Source organism: Chromatium okenii (genome assembly GCF_002958735.1).
Lineage (GTDB): Bacteria > Pseudomonadota > Gammaproteobacteria > Chromatiales > Chromatiaceae > Chromatium > Chromatium okenii_A.
In genome coordinates this window covers 115,721-137,033 of record NZ_PPGH01000035.1, presented here as the reverse complement: position 1 = coordinate 137,033, position 21,313 = coordinate 115,721, and the positions used below count along the sequence as shown (strand labels likewise).

Genomic DNA, 21,313 nt, shown 5'->3' with positions numbered 1-21,313 from the left:
TAAAGCGCCCGCGCCCAACGACTTGGTTTGCGGCGCTATAAACGAAAACTTCTATCATTTTCAGGGCATATCATGGCTAAAACAATTCTCACTGTGGATGATTCTGCATCTATTCGCCAAATGGTGTCTTTCACATTGAAAGATGCTGGCTATCAAGTCACCGAAGCAGTCGATGGTTTGGATGGTTTGGATAAAGCAAAAGCTGGACGCTTCAATTTAATTTTTACCGATCAAAATATGCCGCGCATGGATGGTTTAACCCTGATTAAACAATTGCGTGGTTTACCGCCGTATGCCGCAATTCCAATTCTGATGTTGACCACAGAATCCAGTGATGCAATGAAAAAGCCAAGGTCGCGCTGCGGGCGCAACCGGTTGGTTGGTGAAGCCTTTTGATCCGCAAAAATTGTTGGAAGTTGTGCGCAAAGTCATCGGTTAAATACCAGCAGGAGCAAGGCAATGACCATTGATATGACGCGCTTCTATCAGGTCTTTTTTGACGAGGCTGGAGAACATCTAGCCACCATGGAAGATTTGCTGCTGGAGTTGAATGTCAACGCGCCAGATTTGGAAACGCTGAATGCGATTTTTCGCGCTGCGCATTCTATTAAAGGCGGAGCGGGCACTTTCGGTTTTCACGATATGGCCGAGGTGACGCATGTGTTGGAGACTCTCCTCGACTGCCTGCGCAAAGAAGAGTTGCAGCCAACGATTGAAATGGTGGACACCTTTCTCCGCGCTGGCGATGTGCTGAAAGCACAGTTGGCTGCGCATCAAGAGGGGCGAGAGTACACCGATGCGCGGATCGCCGAGGTGTGCGCCCAGCTTGAACAGTTGTCCAAACTCGCGCCACCGTCAGACATGAGCGGGTTTTATCCGTCATCATCGTTCTCAAAGTCATCGCCCACTGCGCCTGCGGCGGTATCTTGGAAAATTGTCTTTCGCGCCGATGCAATTGATTTTCAGCCTGGCGCTGATCTTGCAGCGTTGCGCGATGTGCTGGCCGAACTTGGGCATGTAGATTGGTTGAGCGCCGACGATGCCGAGCTGTGCGTGTGGCGATTAACCACCACCGCCGGACAGGAAGCCATCATCGAAACCTTTGCGTTTGTGTGCGATCCCAATTGCCTGACGATTAGCATTGACGACCCAGCGCCAGCGCCGACAGTCACGACCGATTCCGGTTTTGGCTTTTTTGCTGGCGCACCAGGCAGCGAGCAGGCATTTGACGAAGAGCAAGACGGTTTTGGGTTATTCGGCAATGCGCCCGGCATGGCACAAATTGATGCGCTGCGCATCGCAGTTGCCACGGAAGATGCCAACGGTTTTGGTTTTTTCGCTGGCGCACCAGGCAGCGAGCAGGTCTTCGATCAAGAGCATCGCGGATTTGGCTTATTCGGTGGTGCGCCGGGCATGACGCAAATTGCCGCAGTGGCGCAGCAGTCGCGGATTGAAGCCGCGCAGGGTTACGGTTTTTTTGAGCCAATCGGCAGCGAACAAACCGCATCCATACCCGCAGCAGTCACACCGCGAGCACGAACGGCTGCGAATGCTGGCAGCGATGCCCACCAAACGCGCTGCGCATACGGACACGTCGATTCGCGTCAGCGTGGAAAAAGTGATCAACTGATTAATTTAGTTGGCGAATTAGTAATTACGCACGCCATGCTCGCAGAATCAGCGTCCGGTTTAGAGCCACTCGGACATGAGCAGATTTTTGACGGGCTGGCAATCTCGAACGCAATTCCCGCGATTTGCAGCAAGCGGTGATGTCAATTCGAATGCTGCCTATTAGTTTTGTATTCAATCGCTTTCCGCGAGTGGTACGCGATACTGCCGCCAAACTCGGTAAACAGGTCACACTGAAACTGATTGGCGAAGACACTGAATTGGATAAAGGCTTAATTGAACGGCTGGCGGATCCGCTTAACCATTTGGTGCGCAATAGTATTGATCATGGCATTGAACAACCCGAACAGCGGCGAGCTGCGGGTAAATCGGAAGTTGGCGAAATTTGTCTCCGCGCCAGCCATCGCGGTGGCAGCGTGGTCGTTGAAGTGCGCGACGATGGAGCGGGATTAAACCGCGAGAAATTGCTGGCAAAAGCTGCATTGCAAGGTATTCCGCTACCAGAAAATCCGACGGATAAAGATGTGTGGCAATTGATTTTTCATGCCGGATTTTCCACCGCAGAAAAAGTCACCGACATTTCCGGGCGCGGCGTAGGCATGGATGTCGTGCGACGTAATATCGAAGCAATGAACGGTCGAATTGATATTGATTCGCAACCGGGACAAGGCACGCGCATTACAATTCGTTTGCCATTAACGCTGGCAATTTTAGATGGGCTTTCAGTACGCATGGGCGATGAAATGTTCATTTTGCCATTAACTGCCATTCAAGAATCAATTCAACCGCGCCGCGATCAATTTATGACGTTGCCGGAAAAGGACGCTTGGTGCGCGTCAATGGCGAATACTTGCCACTGGTGATATTGCGCGAAGTATTTGCATTGCATAATGCGCCAGCACTGCGCGATGAAGACGGAATTTTAGTGGTCGTTGATACCAATGAAGGACGTGCTGCGTTATTAGTTGACGAATTGGTTGCCCAGCACCAAGTGGTGATTAAAAGTTTAGAAACTAATTACCGTAAAGTCGAAGGCATTTCTGGTGCCAACGATTATGGGCGACGGGCGCGTTGCCTTGATTCTTGATGTTGATGCGCTGGCGCGGCTCAATCGCCGTGCAGAATGAAAATACTGGGCAAACAATGATTGAAAACCTTATTATTGCTGAGATACATGGTATCGTCTGGAACATCCAGCAATCTATCAAAATGAGATAAAAATTGCCGAGGCATGCGGAACGTGAACGCAATTCGCAGCGACCAGTATTGAATCCAGTTCAGCATCACGAATAACGTTAACACACGAGAGGGTTTTTAATGAAAGACGAACGCCAAGATCACACTATTGCACCGTCCGAAGCATCGAAAGAATATCTCACTTTTACGCTGGGCGATGAAGAATACGGTATTGACATTCTCAAGGTGCAAGAGATTCGCGGATATGATGCTGTGACGCGTTGCCTTGATTCTTGATGTTGATGCGCTGCGCGACTCAATCGCCGTGCAGAATGAAAATATCAATTGAAAATAGCTCAAAAGTTACTGAAGTCAAGTTTTTAAGTAACTTGATGGGATTAGTCTCTGATCAGGAATAACCAAACGGCTTCCGATTCTGCATCACGAATAACGTTAACACACGAGAGGGTTTTTAATGAAAGACGAACGTCAAGATCACACGATTGCGCCGTCTGAAGCATCGAAAGAATATCTCACTTTCACGCTGGGCGATGAAGAATACGGTATTGATATTCTCAAGGTGCAAGAGATTCGCGGATATGACGCAGTGACGCGCATTGCTAACTCTCCAGTTTTTATTAAAGGCGTGATTAATATGCGCGGCGTGATCGTGCCTATTCTCGATATGCGCTTAAATTTAATCTCGGTCAAGTTGAATACAACGAATTCACGGTGGTCATTATTCTTAATGTCGCCGAGCGCGTGGTTGGCATTGTGGTTGATGGTGTTTCTGATGTGATTGCATTAAAACGCATACAAATTCGTCCAGCGCCAGAATTTGGTGCGTTAATGGATACTGCCTACATTGATGGCTTGACCACACTTGATGAACGTATGGTGATTATGGTGGACATTGAAAAACTCATCACCAGCAATGAAATGGGTTGATTGAGCATGTCAAACTTGATCCTGCTTGATGTCACTCAATACCACTTTTTATTCGTTTATTCACTTGAGGGTATAGCAATATGGGCACACTAAAACTGGGAACACGTTTGAGATTAGGATTTGGCGCAGTATTGATGCTATTGAGTGTTATTGCAGCAATTGGTTGGTTCAACATTCGCTCGCTGGATCAAAAATAGATGAGATTAGTACTGACCTATATCCTAAAACGATATGGACAAATAACATCATTGATAGCGTCAATGAAGTGATGTTGATTTTACGCGATGCGCTGCTGTTTGATGATACGGTAGTTAGCGGACGTCAAGTTGATCGCATTACTGATATTAACGCTCGCATCATTGAGAACATCAGCAAGCTCAAGCAGACTGTTATTTCACCCGAAGGCATTAAACGTCTCACCGCATTAAAAGAAGCACGTGATCCTTTTATTGTGGTGCGGGATCGCATCATTACGCTTATTAAAAATGGTCAAAAAGAAGAAGCAAAATCCTTGCTATTTAATGAGTTAGTCCCTCTACAAAAGCCATTTTTTGATGCGCTCTACAGCCAGCTCAACTATCAAACTGAACGCATGGAAACAACGAGTCAAGTAGCAGCAAATAACGGCAGTTTTGCTATGACACTTTTGCTGCTGTTATCCGTTGTTGGTATTGCTGCTTGGTATTGGTATTAGCGGCGTTAATAGTACGGTGGTTGCTTTAACAAAAATTGTGGATGAAATTCGCATGATTGTTGATGCAGCAAATCGTGGTGATTTCAGCGTTAAATTAGCATTGACGGGAAAAAAAGGTTTTGCTCTTGACATTTCGCAGATGCTCAATCAATTGTCTGATACGACGGAAGTTGGATTAAAAGATGTGATGCGAGTAGCAAAAGCATTGGCGGATGGTGATTTAACTCAGACGATTACCGCGATTATCCGGGGCTATTCGGTGAAACTAAAATCGGAGTGAATACGACCGTTGCTAACTTAAAAGAGTTGGTTTTCGTATTCGTGAAGCAGTCGAAATGATTAGCACTGCATCGAATGAAATCGCAACGGGCAATCAAGATTTAAGTCAACGTACTGAGAACAAGCGAGTTCATTAGAAGAAACCGCGAGTTCAATGGAAGAGTTGACCAGTACGGTTAAACAAAATGCGGACAATGCGCGGCAGGCGAATCAATTGGCGGTGGCTGCGTCGGATGTCGCTGCAAAAGGCGGTGAGCGGGTTGGGGCATCGGTAGAAACGATGACAGCGATTGCGGAATCGAGCAAAAAAATTGCCGACATCATCAGCGTGATTGACGGGATTTCTTTCCAAACCAATATCTTGGCGCTCAATGCGGCAGTGGAAGCAGCCCGCGCTGGCGAGCAGGGACGCGGTTTTGCGGTGGTTGCAGCGGAGGTGCGCAATCTCGCGCAGCGGTCGGCAAATGCAGCCAAGGAAATCAAGACGATGATTGGTGACAGCGTGGCGAAGGTCGATGCTGGAACGCTTCAGGTCAATGAAACGGGGCAGCGGATGCAGGACATCGTGCTGTCGATTCAGCGTGTAACCGATTTGGTGGCAGAAATTTCTGCGGCATCGGTTGAGCAATCCACAGGAATTGAGCAAGTTAATCAAGCCATTACGCAGATGGACGATGTGACGCAGCAAAATGCGGCGCTGGTGGAACAGGCCGCTGCCGCTGCGGAGGCGCTCGCCGATCAAGCGCGTGAATTGAGCAAAATTATCAGTATTTTCAAAACTGGTGGTGAAAAAGTAACGTCGCAACGCGCCAGCACTGCGCCAGCCAAACCGTCGGCGATGGTGTCGCGTCGTCCGGCTGCGCCAGCAGCAAAGGTGAGTCGCCCACCACGTCCAACCTTCACTGCAAAATCCGTTGATGAAGATGAATGGTCTGAATTCTGAGCGCGAGTTTTTATTTACGGCGCGGGATTTTGAGCGGATTCGCGGCTTGATTTACGAACATGCGGGAATTTCACTCAGTGCCAACAAGTCCGATATGGTTTACAGCCGCATCGCTCGGCGGTTGCGAGCGACAGGATTGACGACCTTTGATGATTATCTCGCCTATCTTGAGCGGGAGCCGGAGGAATGGCAGCAGTTCACCAATTCACTGACGACCAATCTCACTTCGTTTTTTCGAGAATCGCACCATTTTCCCGTTCTCGCTGAACAGATGTGGGCGGCTTATCAAGCGGGACGCAGTCCAATTCGATTGTGGTCATCGGCGTGTTCGACTGGTGAAGAAGCCTATTCAATGGCGATGACCGCAATTGACACGTTTGATTCGTGGACACCGCCGGTAAAAATTTTAGCGACGGATGTCGATACCAATGTGCTACATCAAGCGGCTGAAGGAATTTATCCGTTGATCGTGTTGAAAAATTATCCGAAGCGCAATTAAAGCGTTTCTTTCTGCGGGGCAAGGGAGCGCGAGAGGGTATGGTGCGTATCCGTCCACAAGTGCAAGCGTTGATTCATTTTCAGCCGCTGAATCTGCTGCATGAACCTTGGTCGATCAACGGCGTATTTGAAGCAATTTTTTGTCGTAATGTATTGATTTATTTTGATAAAACGACACAAACCAAGCTATTGACTCGCTTTCATCCATTGTTGCATCCCGAAGGACGTTTATTTATTGGGCATTCAGAAAGTTTGAGCCAGATGGCACGCTATTTCGGCTACAAGGCAAAACCATTTATGTGCCGCTGGCGCAACAATAACGACCACGGAAACCATATCTCAGATGACTCATCGCTTTGATGAACAACTGGCGCCAACACTGTATTTTGATCGCCAGTTTGATACCGATGCGGTCAAAATTTTGCCGGGTGAGTATTACGTTTCAGCACGAGAATTGCTGATGGTGACAGTGCTCGGTTCTTGCGTTGCTGCCTGTTTACGCGATCGCGTCAGTGGTATTGGCGGCATCAATCACTTCATGCTGCCGGATGACCGCCGTGATGAAGATAGTCGCTTAAGTCGCTCAATGCGCTACGGCGATTACGCGATGGAGATTTTAATCAATCAATTATTAAAACTCGGAGCGCGGCGAGGGAACTTAGAGGCAAAAGTATTTGGCGCAGGCAATGTCTTACCGGGATTTAAAAATCATGTCGTGGGTGAACGCAATGCTGATTTTGTATTGTCCTATCTAGCGACCGAAGGCATTCCAGTGATTGCAAAAGATTTACTCGGAAACTATCCGCGCAAGGTGTATTTTTTCCCAACGACGGGCGCGTATTAGTGAAAAAACTTCGTTCAATGCACAACGACACCATCATTGAGCGTGAATTGAGTTATAGCGAAAAGCTGCGTCTAGCAAAGGTAGAAGGCGACGTAGAACTGTTTTCTTAACCAATATAAAAGCAATAAAAATCAAGCGTTTTTACGGTATAAAATCCACTCCTTAACCCCAAATCCTGGCGCTGCGTTCGCACTCAAGACCAGAGGCATATTGTCATGTTAAACCGCTTAAAACCCTATTGGTTTCCACTATTGCTGGCTATTCTGTTGTTATTGCAAACGTTGCTATTACCAACATGGATTCCGGCGTGGTTAGCGATTTTAATGCTGGGTTTGGCGTGGTCAGTGACCTTATTGCTGCAAGACATTCCGTCATCGCCTATGGTTGAGCGGACATTGCCAACCGAAGCATTTGGTAACTCGCGTTTTGCCGAGCGTGAATTATGGGATTTAGTGGTGGAAACCGATCAATTGATTGGACCGCAGATGCAGGAATTGCGCGAATTGGTGCGGCAAGCAACCACTTTAATTAAACATGCTGCGGATGATTTGCAAACCAGTTTTTCTGGGTTAGCGAATGAATCGCGGTCGCAACATGAATTAGTGCTGCGCTTGGTATCACACGATGACGGCAACGAAGATCATGGTTCGGCTTTTATTGATGTCAATTCTTTTCTCGATTCCAATAGTCAATTGCTGGCAGAAAACATTCAACGGTTGATTGAAATGGGAATGCACAGCGTTAGTGTTGCGCACCAAATTGATGATCTTTCAGTACAAATGAGTGATATTTTTCATCGCTTGGAAAGCGCAAAACGCATTGCCCGCCAAACCAATTTATTGGCACTTAACGCAGCAATTGAAGCAGCGCGTGCGGGTGAAGCGGGACGCGGGTTTGCGGTGGTCGCGCAGGAAGTGCGCAAGTTGTCGCAGGATGCAGCGGAATTTAACGATCAAATTCGCCAGCAGATTGAGCAAGTACAGGAAGTATTTACAGAAACTCGTGAAATCGTGGGCAAAATGGCATCGCAGGATATGAATGCCTCAATCACTGCCAAGGGCACAATGGACGACATGATTCAACGGGTGCAGGGCGTTAATCGAATGGTGGCGGAAGGTTTAGACGAAATGACCCATGTGGTTGAGCGTAATCAACGCAATGTCGCGGCGGCTATTCGCTTGTTGCAATTTGAAGACATTGCTCGCCAAGTGCTCGCGCAAGCAGAAATTCGCATTGATTTCATGGATCGTTTTGTTGCCGAATTGCGACAAATTCCGCTGGGGCAGGTGCGCTCACCAGAAGATGTCGTACACGCCAAAACGCGGTTGGTGGTGCTGCGTGAGCAGTTAATCGCAGCGGCGCATCGCCCAGTGAGCCAAAACTCGATGCACGAAGGCGAGATTGAACTCTTTTGAATTCAGTAAGCTGAGGTGATTGTGACACGACCAATTCGGGTGTTGATCGTCGATGATTCGGCGCTGGTGCGACAAATTCTGACCGAGATTTTGACGGCTGCGACTGGAATCGAAGTGGTTGGCGTCGCCGCTGATCCTTATATTGCCCGCGAGCGCATCAAGGCACTGAATCCAGATGTGTTGACGTTGGATGTTGAAATGCCACGCATGGACGGTTTGACTTTTCTGCGTAATTTGATGCGGTTACGTCCGATGCCAGTGGTGATGGTGTCGTCATTAACGGAGCGTGGCGCGGAAGTCACATTGCAGGCGCTGGCGCTGGGCGCAGTGGATTTTGTGTGTAAACCAGAATTGAATATCAGTCAGGGATTACAACGTTATGCCGCTGAATTGATAGATAAAATTCATATTGCGGCGAGTGTAAAAGTGCGTGCATTGGCGACCAGTGTCGCGCCCGCTCTGTCGGTGGATGCAGTGATTCCGCTGCGTTCACTCAGTAGCAGTCGGCACACGACCAATCAAGTAATTGCCATTGGCGCATCCACTGGTGGTACGGAGGCGATTAAAGAAGTGTTATTGCGGTTGCCGCCAGACACGCACGCTGTGGTGATCGTGCAACATATTCCGCCGGGATTTAGTGCTGCGTTTGCAGAGCGCATGAATCGCCAAACCGGTTTGCGGGTAAAAGAAGCAGCAGATGGTGATCGACTGATGCTCGGTCATGCCTATGTTGCTCCCGGCAATCGACATCTGTTGCTGGCGCGAGATGGAGCGCATTACGTGTGTCACCTGAATGACGGTGAGCCAGTGAATCGGCATCGTCCCAGCGTAGATGTGTTATTTCGCTCGGTGGCGCAGGTCGCGGGAACCAATGCCTGCGCAGCACTGTTGACCGGAATGGGCGTTGATGGTGCTCAGGGTCTAAAGGAACTGTATGATTTAGGCGTACAAACAATTGCGCAGGACGAAGCAACCAGTGTGGTGTGGGGAATGCCGGGCGAGGCAGTGAAACGCGGCGCAACAACGACAGTTTTACCGATCACCGAGATTGCCGCCGCGATCAACGTTGCCATGACCACACCTCGGCGCGGCGGCGCAATAAATCTCAGTCCATTGAAAACAGATCACTAATTCAAATAAGGAACAAATAATGAGCGTGATTCGGCGCGTAGATGAACAAAAATCTCAGGTCACGATTGTGATTGATGGTCGTTTTGATTTCGCCCAACACAAGGCATTTCGTGATGCTTACCGTGATGTAGATGCTAAACGGATGAAATTTGTAGTGGATTTGGCTGGCGCATCTTATTTGGACAGTTCGGCGCTGGGCATGTTGCTATTGCTGCGTGATTATGCTGGTGGCGAACAACACGCGTGAGCATCACCGGTTGCGGTGAAGATGTGCGGCGAGTATTAAAAATCGCTAATTTTGAGAAATTATTTCAACTCGATTAGCGTTACTGCCAGCAACGTTCCGTCAGTGATCCATTTTTCCCTGATTAAAAAGATAACCACATGACAGTCCGCGATTCTTCTGCAACTCCAGTATTGAATACTCTGCTGCGCCAGCGGTCAGTGGCGCACGGGGTTGTGCGTTGATTGTCGATGATGAACCGAGCAATCGCCGTTTTCTGTCGCTGATGCTCATCAACGAAGGTTTTCGCACCATTGAAGCGGAAGATGGCGAACAGGCAGTCACCATGTTTACCGCTGAACGCCCAGACATCGTGTTTATGGACGTGATGATGTCGGGCATCGACGGGTTTGAAGCGACGCGCCGCATTAAAGAAATTGCGGGACTCACTTTTGTTCCCGTGATTTTCCTCACTGCGTTGACGGAAGAGCAATCGCTGATGCGCTGCATTCAAGCTGGCGGTGATGACTTTTTATCAAAACCCTTTAGTTTCATGGTATTAAAAGCGCGAATTTTAGCGATGGAGCGGGTGCGTGATTTGCAACGCATCATTGCCGCCAAACAGCAAACGTTATCGGCGTTGCTAGAGGAAGAGCACGAAGAACAGGCACTTGCCGAGCGCGTGTTGAGCCGCGCAGTAATGAATCGCAACGTGGCAATGGATCGGCTGGAGCGGATGCAGCGTCCGGCGTCGGTATTCAACGGCGATTTGGTATTAACGCAACATTTGCCCGATGGTGGATTGCGGTTGCTGGTGGGTGATTTCACTGGTCACGGTTTAGCTGCAGCAATTGGTGCACTGCCGGTCGCTGATGCGTTTCATGCCATGACCCGCAAAGGTGTCAACGATGCGCGAGTGCTCGCGGAAATCAATCACAAGCTCTATCAAATTCTGCCAACGGATCGTTTTCTCGCTGCCAGCCTGATTTCCATCAGCGGCGATGGCGAAGAGTTGCGCTGGTGGAATGGCGGAATGCCGAGCATTTGGATGCGCCGTGCTGATGGATTGCATGAATTGGCATCTCATGCGCTGCCGCTGGGCATTTTGCCGGAGTTACCAGCGTGCGAATCACCGCGACGAGTGCGGTTACAACACGGTGATCGCTTGCTATTAACGACGGACGGCTTGCTCGAAGCCATGAACGCTGAAGGGGAAATGTTTGTAAATAGTGGATTTGCAGAGATTTTGCAGACTTGGGCATTTAACGCTCCACTGCTTCCGGCGCTGGTCAAGGCACTCGACATCCACAGTGCTGGAGTCGAGCAAAGCGATGATATTTGTGTGGTGAAATCCCCTTGGATTCCAGCCTTGCACCATTCCCATTTTGGATCGAGAATTCACTCCGGAAATGGTTGGTATTGAAAAACAAGGAAAACAGCGGTGACGCAGGAACAAGAAACACTGGTTGAAATCATGTTCAACCAGACCACTGACGCCATCCTGTTGGTTGATCCGTTAACCCAACGTTTTGTGCATTTCAATGCTGCGGCGCATCTTGGTTTGGGCTACAGCTACGATGAATTTGCGCAGTTGTCGATTGCTGATATTCAAGCCGATCACTCTCCCACAGAAATCACTGACAGCAACGCCGCGATTCTCAGCAACGCTCTCACTTCTTTTGAAACCCGTCATCGCCGCAAAGATGGGGTTATTCGTGATGTTGCCATTACATTTCGTACCGTCAACCACGAAGGACGACCGTTTATTTCTGCGGTATGGCACGACATCACCGAGGAAAAAACGCAAGAACGTCAAGAGATTGCTCGCACTGCAAGGCTGCAACGGCATTCTCAACTCATTTATGACCTGAGTCGCTCTCAAGCGAAGATCAACGGCGAGCTGGAATGTTTTGCACGAGAATTGACTGAACGCCTGAGCGCGGTTTTAGCGTTGGCGCGGGTTTCGATCTGGGAATTCACTGCGGGCAGCAACTGTTTAGAATGCGTTGATTTATATGATTTAACGCAGCAGCAACATGAAACAGGCGCAACGTTAGAAGCAACTGTTTGTCAACAAATCACTGCGTACTTCAGCGTCCATCGTTACTTCGATATTAACGATGTGCAAAACGATCCGTACACCACTGATGTAGTGGAATTGGAATCCTATTTAAAAACACATAGCATCACCGCATTGCTCGTGTGCAGCATTATTTCCGGCGGAAAATTATGGGGATTAGTTGCGTTTGAACATGTTGGAATACCGCGTGAATGGCACGCGGATGAAATGCTATTTAGCTGCCAAATTGCTGATCAATTCAGCATGACATTGCTCAATAAAGAACGATTAAAGTTGTTGCAGGCACTGCGTCAAAATGAAGTCTGCTTAAATCGTGCGCAAACCGTATCGCAAACCGGTCACTGGCGCATTAATTTAATCAATCACCAACTCACTTGCTCCGATGAGATTTATCGCATCTTTGGACTGCCCAGCGGGACGTTAATTACTCTGGAAACCTTCATTGCGTGCTTTCATCCTATTGATCGTCCGATGGTCATTGATGCGTGGAATCGGGCGCTATCTGGCGAACCCTATCAAATCGCGCATCGCATTTTAGTGAATGGCGTCACCCGCTGGGTAGAAGAACGCGCCGAATTTGAATTTTCACCCGATGGTCGACCTGTTGCCGGGCTGGGCATCGTTCAAGATATTACCGAGCGCGTCAATACCACTCAAAAATTAGAGGCTTATCGACTGCATCTGGAAACGCTGGTTGCCTCGCGCACTGCTGAACTGGAAGAAGCCAAGGCAGCAGCAGAAATCGCCAATCACGCCAAATCCGAATTCTTATCGCAAATGAGCCACGAATTACGCACACCGATGAATGCAATTCTCGGTTTTGCACAATTATTGGAATACGATAGTCGACTTGATTCATTGCAGCGTGAAAGCGTAAATGAAATTTTGCGCGGCGGTAAAAAGTTATTAAAACTCATTAACGAAATCCTTGATTTATCCAGTTTAGAATCCGGCAACATTGAACTTTATTTTGAACTGATTGAATTAGATTCTTTAATTGAAGAGTGCTTTTTAATTGTGACTCCGTTGGCGCAGGCACGTCAGATTACATTGTGGCATGAAGTCACCTCAAATTTAGTGATTTGGGCAGATCAACGGCGAGTTAAACAAATCATCGTTAATCTACTCTCAAATGCAATTCTTTATAATCGAATGCAAGGTCGCGCTGGGCTTGAAGCCTACGTTCTTCCAAATGATCAATGGATGGTTCGTTTAAATGTTTTAGATACCGGACAAGGTATTCAACCGGGACAAATCAATGAACTATTTATGCCTTTTGTACGCTTAAAAGAAAATGATCCACGTATTGAAGGCATTGGTATTGGATTGGCTGTTTGTCGGCGTCTTGCGAAGCAATGAATGGTCAAATTGGCGTGAGTAGTGTGCTCAATGAAGGTAGTCAATTTTGGATTGATTTACCGATGAGACCGCTCACCTTACCGAACTCAAATACGCGATCAACGCAAGGTATTTTATGAACGAGTTATATTCATCTGCTTGTCCTACTGATACTGATAATAAATCTTATAAAATCCGTGACATGGCACGAATTTTGGTTGTTGATGATGAGCGTTCTAATTTGATTTTAGTGGATCGTTTATTGCGTGCTGAAGGTTATAGCAATCTGGTTTTAATTGATGATGCGCGTGAAGTCATGGCTGCGTATTTAGAGATGCCTACAGATTTAATTTTGCTCGATATTAGAATGCCTTATCTCAATGGTTTTAAGGTGATTGAACAAATCACGGCGCGTAATGATCCGTTAGCACCGCCGATTTTGGTACTCACCGCCGAAAACAGCCGCGATTACATGTTGCGGGCGCTGCAAGCTGGAGCGCGAGATTTTATCAGTAAGCCATTTGATCGGGCTGAAGTCGTGGCGCGGGTGCGCAATATGTTGGAAGTGCAGTTAGCGATGCGCATGACTTACGATCAAAAAGACCTGTTGGAACAAGTAGTTTATGAGCGCACTCGTGAGATTCGGGACACCGTTGCAAGTGGTGCAGCGGTTGGGCGAGCAGCGGAATATCGTGATAACGAAACGGGTCGCCACATTTTGCGCATGAGTCACATGTCGGCACTGCTGGCGGCGCAGTGTCCGGGCTGGACTGAAGATGACGCGGAAGTGCTGCTTCATGCCAGTCCGATGCACGACATCGGCAAAATTGGCATTCCCGATGCGATCTTGCTTAAACCCGGCAAGTTAACGCCTGAAGAGTGGAAAATCATGCAAACGCACACCACGATTGGCGGCGATATTCTCAGTGGCGACAAGTCCGATTTGCTGCGCATGGCGCGAGAAATTGCGCTGAGTCATCACGAAAAATGGGACGGCAGCGGTTATCCGTTGGGTTTGGCGGGTGAAGCAATTCCATTGACCGGGCGTATTGTGGCGCTGGCGGATGTATTTGATGCGTTGACTTCGCAACGTCCGTATAAAAATGCGTGGTCAATTGAGGACACGTTGCAATTGATTCGCAGTGAAGCTGGCGGTCATTTTGATCCGCAGCTTGTCGTGTTGTTTTTAGAATTGATTCCAGAAGTTTTAGCAATTCGTGACCGCTACGCAGAGGTCGAATTGCTCACGGAAACCGCCATGCTTTAACGCTGTTAACCCGCAGCGATCACGCCAGCCAGTCTTGAAGTACTGAATGCAGTTGATTGAATTCTTGATCTAATTTTTCTGTGAGCTGAAATAACTGCGCAACTGCGTCGGCGTTTTCAGCAATCATTTCGAGCTGCGCAGCGACTTCGCGCAACCGCAATGCGGAAATGTTGCCTGCCAATCCTTTTAAGCTGTGCGCTTTGAAGCGTGCTTTAGCCAAATCCCCAGCATTGAGACTGTCGCGTAATTCATTAATGCGAATCGGTGCATCAAGTAAAAATTGCTGAATCACGAGCTGCGCAATTCGGCGCTCACCCATGCGATAAAGAATGTCTGATTCGTGAAACACTGCAAGCGTTTCCGGTATCGACATCGTTGCAGATGAAATCGCTTCACCATCAAACGGCCTGTCAATGGGCTGACGCAGCGACTTTTCCGCTGTCTGAGAACGCGCCAATTGCGCAGCAACAACTCGCGCCAATTCAAGCGGTTGCACTGGCTTTGAGAGATAACCATCCATTCCTGCTTCTAAACACCGTTGGCGGTCGCCCTTCATCGCCAACGCAGTCATCGCGATGATCGGAACCTCGCGGTTGAAATTGCCAGCCTTGCCCTCTCGAATGTGACGCGCTGCCTCAAAGCCATCCATTTCGGGCATCTGTCCGTCCATTAGCACCAAATCGTAAGATTGCTGCGCCAGCAGCTCTAATGCTTCCACGCCGTTATTGGCAATTTTCACCATGCCGACATAACCGAGTTTTTCCAGCATTTCGCGGGCAACGATTTGATTGGTGCGATTATCTTCCACCAACAAAATGCGCACTGCGTTAGCAACGTTGGCGTTAAATACTTGACGTGTCGCATCGACGAGCGTGTGACCAATCACGATGGTCGATGGTGTCGCAGTAGAGGAACTGTTGTTCCGCTCCATCACCAACGCCAAACAGTCATGGAGCAGATGCTGGCGCAGCGGTTTCGTTAAATAGCCATCAAAACCCGCTTTTTCAGCATGAAACGCATGATCGCGTTGCACCAGTGAAGCCAATAAAATCAAGCGCGTATGTTGTAACTGCGGTTTTTGCCGAATGTGCTGGCCCAAATGTAATCCATCAACGCCGGGCAATTTAAGGTCAATGAGCGCGACCTGAAAAGGATTGCCGTTTCGTGCTGCGCGATAAAGCTGCCGCAATGCGCTGCTGGCGTTATTGGCTTCAGTAATGCAAAAACCCCAAGCGTGCAGCAACGTGGTAATGAGATGACGATTGGTTGCGTGATCATCGACGACCAACGCTTTAACGCCAGCGAAATTGGCATCTTTAAGTGGATGACTGGGATGAACTTCATCAGAACGTTGAAATTGTGCGGTAAACCAAAAGGTTGAGCCATTTCCAACTTCACTCTCGACACCAATCGTGCCGCCCATCAATTCAACCAATTGTTTGGATACGACCAAACCTAAACCAGTGCCACCAGCTCGCCGCGTCGTTGAATTGTCTAACTGATTAAACGCAATAAATAAACTTCTTTTTTGCTCGTCTGAAATTCCCACTCCGTTATCGTGCACTTCAAATCGCAACAGCACCGGTTCGACATCGTGATGCGCAGTTTGTACATGAATTGCTACTTCACCCTGATCGGTAAATTTAATTGCATTGCTGGCAAGATTTACCAAAATTTGCCGCAAATAGCGTGGATCACCGCATAACGCATTTGGCACATCGCGATCAATTTGGTAGGTCAATTCGAGATTTTTTTCGAGCGCATGAAAAGCCAACATTTCTGCAACATCTTCTAAAATGCCGCGTAAATCAAAATGCAGCACATCCAATTCCAGCTTACCAGCTTCAATTTTAGAAAAATCTAAAATATCATTGATGAGTGCCAGCAAACTTTCGCCGCTGCTGCGAATGATCTCAGCAAAACGATATTGCTCTTCAGTAAGCCCAGTTTCCAATAACAAGCGCGTCATTCCAATCACTCCATTTAATGGAGTGCGGATTTCGTGACTCATATTAGCGAGAAAGCGACTTTTTGCCTGAGTTGAGGCTTCTGCTCTAGCAAGCGCCTGATCTAGTTCGTAATTTTTACGCTCCATTTGCAGAGCATATTGCTGAAGCTGTTGTTCAGCTTGGGTTCGTGCGCCATTACGATCGGTGAGATGTGGTGTGTCTTGGCAACTACGCTGCGCTAATTCAGCTTCACAGGCGTGAAGTCTTTGCAGCAGGTCAGCATTACGCTGTTCTAACGCGAGCTGATAATGTAGGATATTTTTCATCTCATCGAACTCCCTAAGATAGTAGATAACATTCTTTACATCGTTCGGTGTTAAAAAATCAGCCATAATGCCGCCTTTGCAGTAAAAATTTTATCGGTTTAGGAACCAAAATAATTTCAACATACAACGATGACAATTTAACGATAGACTGAATTGCGTGTTTTTACAACTTCACAAATAAAGCGGGTTAATGATGATTGGCACACATCACACGCAGCAGTTAACAGTGAAATAACGACATGCTTGCAAATGGTGCAAGTTTGATTAAATTCCCGCTTTTATTTCAGCGTTTCAAAAAGCCTAATTCATACACCAGCGGTTGCAACTTTTCACTCAACGCTTTATACGCCAATTCAAACGCCGCAAAACTCACCAATTCATCATAATCGCCGCTATCATTACGTTTTTTCAACGCATTGCGGATTTGATACCAGCCGACATCAGCGCGATTCAATTTGTATTCTTCGCGCACTGCGTGATTATCAGTTGCAGCGAAATACGCCAGCCACAGTTGTTTCCCTTCAGCGAGCACCGCTTTTGCTTCCGGTGACTGTTTTTTGCCCCTCAAATAGCGTGCCATAAAATCCGAGGCAAAACGCTCTGAGGTCTTTACTTCGGCTTCAGTGAATGGAATAAAATGATTGACGATTGACCATGTTTGACCATTCCATTCTAAACCATCGGCGCTGGCAGTCAGATTACTACCATTAAATAGCATCCAGATCAAACAATCGTTTTTGAATTCATCCGTGAGTTCACCAGTTGGTTGCAAAAATTGGTCGCGGTCATTCAGCCATGTCGGTTTAATTAAGCGGCGCACTGCAAAGATAATCGCTGCTTGCCAAAGATTGTCGGGATTAATATAAAACCCTCCATCGTGCCCTACTCTATACACCGAAGAAAACAGTGCTGTTTGGCTAGCGTGTTGCATATCATTGCTATCACATAACATGTAAGCAATTGCACCATTTGACCAAGTTGTCCTGCTGATTTTTGATGTCGCACATGAAACGGCATTTTTCAAAGCAACAACATCTACTTTATTAGGCTTTGGTCGAATGCTCCAACTATTAAGAAAGGTATTGTTGGGTAAATTGTAAAACTTCTTTTCACCAACTGGTCGTGTCTTTTTATCAAAAACTTCAACAGAAATTTCGTCAATCGACTTTTTCTTTTTAGCATTTTGATTCGTTCTCCAAACCAAAAAGCCAATCGGAAAATCACCTTTCAAACTATCAAATGCCTTGCTGTGTACCACAAAACCGCCTAGATATTCGGCATTCCACACCTGTCTAAACTTCTCAAAATTAGGCGCGTTGATATACTTAAGTTTGCTGAATATTGCCACAGATGCTGTCGGCATTTCTAGCGCAATTCTAGCTAAACATTGTGTAAACAATTCATTGCTGGCTTTACCATAATGATCCATTGCAGTTGCAGCAAATCTAGTTTTTGCCACACTGCGCTTGTTACCACCACCAATACCCACACCAGATTCCGCATACGGCGGATTGATTAACACCAGAATCTTTTTACCGGCTTGAATCGCATCGCGTAATTCCTGCGGCAGTTTATTGGTGAGACTGTAATCAATGTTGCCGTCATCAGTGATGTCGTCATTCAAATAATCGTATTGAAAGCGCGTTGCTGCCGCGCAGGTTTTGGTTGCCCGCATCACATCAATATCGGCAACATCCAACGTGCTCATAAACAGATTGCGGTGATTAGAATGCTTCACTTCCAAATTGCCCACGCCGCAGCACATATCCCACACCAAATAATTCTTCTGCCAGTTTTTCCCTAATACTTCGGCGAGTTTGTTATAGGCGCAATCCACCACATTTAGCGGCGTATAAAACGCGCCCTTAAAGCTGCGTTCATCCAACGGAATTAAACTGTCGCGCCGTTCCAATAGATAGTTACGATGTTCCTCTTGCGGTGGTCGATGATAGATCGCCCAAAAACGCCGATAACCTTCTTTATTGTTTAGCGCATAGACTTTTTCATCCAACATAAACGCTGGCTTGCCGTCCACAAAAATCAACTTTGCCGGAATCTCTTGATAGGTAGACACCGTGCCGTCATTCATAATGTCGGCAAAAAAGAGCAACGCATAATGCTCTGCATTAACGCCGTGAATCTCTTTACCAATCATCACCACCCATTTGTCAAATACCTGCTTCAAATTATCCGGCGTGATTTGAATCCGAATAATATCGCCAGTTTGAATGGCGGTTTTAATGGTGGCGATGAATTCATCTTCATGGGTCGCCAATTTAAACGAAACAAAATAGGTTCCGATATACGCCGACACTGCTTCTAAGGCTTCCGGCGTATATTTGCTGGCGGATTTGCCCCATTTAATTGTTTTCTTCTCCAAAAACGGCAGCACATCAGCACTTTTCATGATTGCCGCTTTTTCAGTATCAATCACCGCTAAAAACGGCGGAATTTGCTCACCTTTATTCAACGCATCCTGCACATAATGCAGCAACTGCGTAAACATCGCATAACTGGAATGCTTGCCCGTATCCTTGGCTTCAAACCAGATTTCATTGGTTTGAATATCAATTAAACCCTTGGTGTAACTGGTTAATCCCAAGGCTTTGATATACACATCTTTAACATCTTCTTCACTGCGAACTTGTTTCAATTCAGAATATAGCGTCATAACGGACTCAATTGATTGTTAATTCATTGCTGCTGATGCAGATTCTACTATTGGCGCAACTGGTCGCCATGAATTCTCATCGCGGACAACTTGATGCGCTGCCCAGCGTTGAAATGTCGCCAAACTGCTGCTGCCGCAGTGTCGCCGATTTGCGCCAGCAACCACTGAAAATTCAACACGATGGCGCGGCGCAGCGTGAATTGCGGTGATTTCGCGTACTTCCCAATCTGCGCCAAAACCGTCCGTTGCTGTAGCAGCCACCGAGCACAATCGCCGGTCGTTCATGCGCATCGGCGTCGGCAAATTGCGTGGCTAATTCGTAAATCCGCAGCAAATCCTGTTCAGAAATATCGAGATAAGCATCAATCTCGCTCAACGCAGCGACCAAATGCGCGTGTTCAATCGGTGGCGGATGTTGCAGCGCAGCGGGCGCAATGCTGGCGCGTGGCGGCGCAGTGAATTCCGCCAGTGCTGCCGGATACCGTCGGCGTTGCAGCGGATAATTGAACGCGACCGCGACGACCAATAATGTCAACGCATTCAATGCCACAGGAATCACGACAAAATCAAATCCCAGCGCGTGCACACTTGCGCCACCAATCACGGCGGTCAACGCAGTCGCTCCGCCCGGCGGATGTGGACAGCGCAGTAAGTGCATCAATCCAATGGTTAATCCGACTGCGAGCGCGGCATTGAGCGCCAGCGGCAGCGGCAATAACGCGCAGCTCACGCCGACCGTTGCGCCGAGCACATGCCCGCCAAACACTGGCCACGGCTGCGATAACGGACCGTGCGGCACGGCAAATAACAACACTGCGGATGCGCCCATTGACGCAATCAATAATTGCGCTGCCGAATCAGTGAGCCACGCGGCGCTGAGACTGTAAACCAACGCGATGCCGACAAATCCGCCGAGTCCTGCCAGCAGTTTTTCAGTGTGACTGACCGGAATGCGCGAAATGCCGAGCCAGTGTTGCGCCGTGCTAAACCATGAAGACATCTCGAAACTCCAATGATGACCGTAAGTTACAAACAAAAACGCCTCCAAAAATGGAGGCGTTGGTTGTCAAGCTGCGTGAATACTCACGCCATCAATTATTGTGCGGGAGCTGGCGCGGCAGGTGCGGGCATTGGCGGCTGCGGCATCATCGGCATTGGCATTTGCGGACGCCGAGGCGCATCCATTTCTGGGCAATTGCACGGAAGCTCGCGCTGGTGCGACCGCGCCGACCGTCCAAACACCGCCTTTGCAGCTTCACGTTGTTCATCACTGAATTGCTCAACCGTTTTGCGATATTGGTCAAAACGATCATTCATTTCCTGATGACGCTTTTCTACTTCTTCCCAATTCGGCATGGCTGGCATCTCCATTCCACGCGCCGCAGCGTCATCCTGCATTTTCTTCCACCGCTGCTCGTGCTGGGCGCGACGCTCGTCCGGCGTCATGTTGCGCATTTTTTCCTGCTGCTCCAGCCGTTCCTGACGCCGCGTCTGCATTTCGTCTTGCCACTGCTTCATTGCTGCGTCATCAACGGCGGGGAATGGCATTTCCCACGGCGCTTGCTCTGGCATATCCATGCCGATTTCCGCAGCGCGAGCGCGTAATTCGTTATAACGCTGCTTGCGTTGTTCATCCATCGCCGCACGACGCGCATCAGATTTAGCGCGAGCAGCTTCAGCAAATGAAGGCGCAGCTTCCGGCGCAGCAGCAGGTGCAGGTTGTACGGCTGGCGCGGGCGCAGCAGCAGGAACTGCTTGTTCATCTGCCTGCGCGGTTAACAGCGGTTGACTGAGCGCCAGCAGCAGCGCGGCGGTGGATACCAGTGGGTTGAATCGGTGAGTCACAGTTATCATTACTCTTGTTTGCGTGAAAAGAATGGTGATTGAAATGCGATTGGTGCG

16 protein-coding genes and 6 pseudogenes are annotated in these 21,313 nt (G+C 48.2%); 18 read left to right on the top strand and 4 right to left on the bottom strand.

Features of this window, described 5'->3' with window-relative positions; translation table 11 throughout:
- The first annotated feature begins 72 nt into the window (after positions 1-72).
- The 17 genes and pseudogenes from CXB77_RS08855 to CXB77_RS08780 all read left to right on the top strand — a co-directional run bounded on the left by CXB77_RS08855 (position 73) and on the right by CXB77_RS08780 (position 14,465).
- Positions 73-439 (top strand): annotated as a pseudogene (locus CXB77_RS08855) (response regulator).
- Positions 440-459: 20 nt separating this feature from the next.
- Positions 460-1,770 carry an Hpt domain-containing protein gene (locus tag CXB77_RS21695; RefSeq protein ID WP_242445588.1) on the top strand — a complete coding sequence of 437 codons (1,311 nt, stop codon included), beginning with the start codon at positions 460-462 and terminating at the stop codon, positions 1,768-1,770.
- Positions 1,770-2,492: a chemotaxis protein CheA gene (locus tag CXB77_RS21690; protein WP_242445587.1), complete on the top strand. Its 723-nt coding sequence runs from the start codon at positions 1,770-1,772 to the stop codon at positions 2,490-2,492. Before CXB77_RS21695 ends, CXB77_RS21690 begins: the two co-directional genes overlap by 1 nt.
- Positions 2,459-2,716 (top strand): chemotaxis protein CheW, encoded by a 258-nt coding sequence (locus tag CXB77_RS21685; RefSeq protein WP_242445659.1) that lies wholly within the window; start codon positions 2,459-2,461, stop codon positions 2,714-2,716. Before CXB77_RS21690 ends, CXB77_RS21685 begins: the two co-directional genes overlap by 34 nt.
- A 230-nt stretch (positions 2,717-2,946) precedes the next feature.
- Positions 2,947-3,087, top strand: a pseudogene (locus CXB77_RS08840) (chemotaxis protein CheW); the annotation flags it as partial.
- A 193-nt stretch (positions 3,088-3,280) separates the two neighbouring features.
- Positions 3,281-3,753, top strand: a pseudogene (locus CXB77_RS08835) (chemotaxis protein CheW).
- A gap of 163 nt (positions 3,754-3,916) precedes the next feature.
- Positions 3,917-4,447, top strand: a complete 531-nt coding sequence (locus tag CXB77_RS24605; protein ID WP_172452609.1) for an MCP four helix bundle domain-containing protein — start codon at positions 3,917-3,919, stop codon at positions 4,445-4,447.
- The gene (locus tag CXB77_RS24600; RefSeq protein ID WP_105073599.1) at positions 4,416-4,727 is read left to right on the top strand and encodes a hypothetical protein; all 312 of its coding nucleotides are present in this window, start codon (positions 4,416-4,418) and stop codon (positions 4,725-4,727) included. Before CXB77_RS24605 ends, CXB77_RS24600 begins: the two co-directional genes overlap by 32 nt.
- A 153-nt stretch (positions 4,728-4,880) precedes the next feature.
- Positions 4,881-5,669, top strand: a complete 789-nt coding sequence (locus tag CXB77_RS24595; RefSeq protein WP_146108777.1) for a methyl-accepting chemotaxis protein — start codon at positions 4,881-4,883, stop codon at positions 5,667-5,669.
- Positions 5,644-6,527, top strand: a pseudogene (locus CXB77_RS24590) (CheR family methyltransferase). The gene CXB77_RS24595 and the pseudogene CXB77_RS24590 overlap by 26 nt, the downstream one beginning before the upstream one ends.
- A pseudogene (gene cheD / locus CXB77_RS08810) lies at positions 6,511-7,121 on the top strand (chemoreceptor glutamine deamidase CheD). The pseudogenes CXB77_RS24590 and cheD overlap by 17 nt, the downstream one beginning before the upstream one ends.
- 105 nt (positions 7,122-7,226) lie before the next feature.
- Positions 7,227-8,426 carry a methyl-accepting chemotaxis protein gene (locus tag CXB77_RS23070; protein ID WP_105073598.1) on the top strand — a complete coding sequence of 400 codons (1,200 nt, stop codon included), beginning with the start codon at positions 7,227-7,229 and terminating at the stop codon, positions 8,424-8,426.
- A gap of 21 nt (positions 8,427-8,447) precedes the next feature.
- Entirely contained in the window at positions 8,448-9,557 is a 1,110-nt protein-coding gene (locus tag CXB77_RS08800) for a protein-glutamate methylesterase/protein-glutamine glutaminase (protein WP_105074008.1), read from the top strand.
- A 19-nt stretch (positions 9,558-9,576) separates the two neighbouring features.
- A pseudogene (locus CXB77_RS08795) lies at positions 9,577-9,881 on the top strand (STAS domain-containing protein).
- A gap of 140 nt (positions 9,882-10,021) precedes the next feature.
- Positions 10,022-11,203 (top strand): PP2C family protein-serine/threonine phosphatase, encoded by a 1,182-nt coding sequence (locus CXB77_RS08790; protein ID WP_242445585.1) that lies wholly within the window; start codon positions 10,022-10,024, stop codon positions 11,201-11,203.
- Positions 11,204-11,221: 18 nt separating this feature from the next.
- Positions 11,222-13,219 (top strand): PAS domain S-box protein, encoded by a 1,998-nt coding sequence (locus CXB77_RS08785; RefSeq protein ID WP_105073597.1) that lies wholly within the window; start codon positions 11,222-11,224, stop codon positions 13,217-13,219.
- A 115-nt stretch (positions 13,220-13,334) separates the two neighbouring features.
- Complete coding sequence (locus tag CXB77_RS08780; RefSeq protein WP_105073596.1) at positions 13,335-14,465, top strand: HD-GYP domain-containing protein; 1,131 nt, start codon at positions 13,335-13,337, stop codon at positions 14,463-14,465.
- Positions 14,466-14,484: 19 nt separating this feature from the next.
- Here the strand turns inward: CXB77_RS08780 and CXB77_RS08775 are convergent, their stop codons facing one another.
- A complete protein-coding gene (locus CXB77_RS08775; RefSeq protein WP_242445584.1) occupies positions 14,485-16,740 on the bottom strand; it encodes a hybrid sensor histidine kinase/response regulator in 2,256 nt (751 codons plus the stop codon).
- 283 nt (positions 16,741-17,023) lie between these two features.
- Positions 17,024-19,411 carry a hypothetical protein gene (locus CXB77_RS08770; protein ID WP_105073594.1) on the bottom strand — a complete coding sequence of 796 codons (2,388 nt, stop codon included), beginning with the start codon at positions 19,409-19,411 and terminating at the stop codon, positions 17,024-17,026.
- 35 nt (positions 19,412-19,446) lie between these two features.
- Here CXB77_RS08770 and CXB77_RS19695 point away from each other — a divergent pair, with 35 nt between their 5' ends.
- Positions 19,447-19,620, top strand: a complete 174-nt coding sequence (locus tag CXB77_RS19695) for a hypothetical protein (RefSeq protein ID WP_172452608.1) — start codon at positions 19,447-19,449, stop codon at positions 19,618-19,620.
- On the opposite strand, the gene CXB77_RS08760 is transcribed toward CXB77_RS19695, so the two are convergent.
- Positions 19,584-20,411: an HPP family protein gene (locus CXB77_RS08760; protein WP_105073592.1), complete on the bottom strand. Its 828-nt coding sequence runs from the start codon at positions 20,409-20,411 to the stop codon at positions 19,584-19,586. The two genes, CXB77_RS19695 and CXB77_RS08760, sit on opposite strands and share 37 nt — an antisense overlap.
- Before the next feature lie 95 nt (positions 20,412-20,506).
- Positions 20,507-21,265, bottom strand: a complete 759-nt coding sequence (locus tag CXB77_RS08755; protein ID WP_105073591.1) for a hypothetical protein — start codon at positions 21,263-21,265, stop codon at positions 20,507-20,509.
- Between the last annotated feature and the right edge of the window lie 48 nt (positions 21,266-21,313).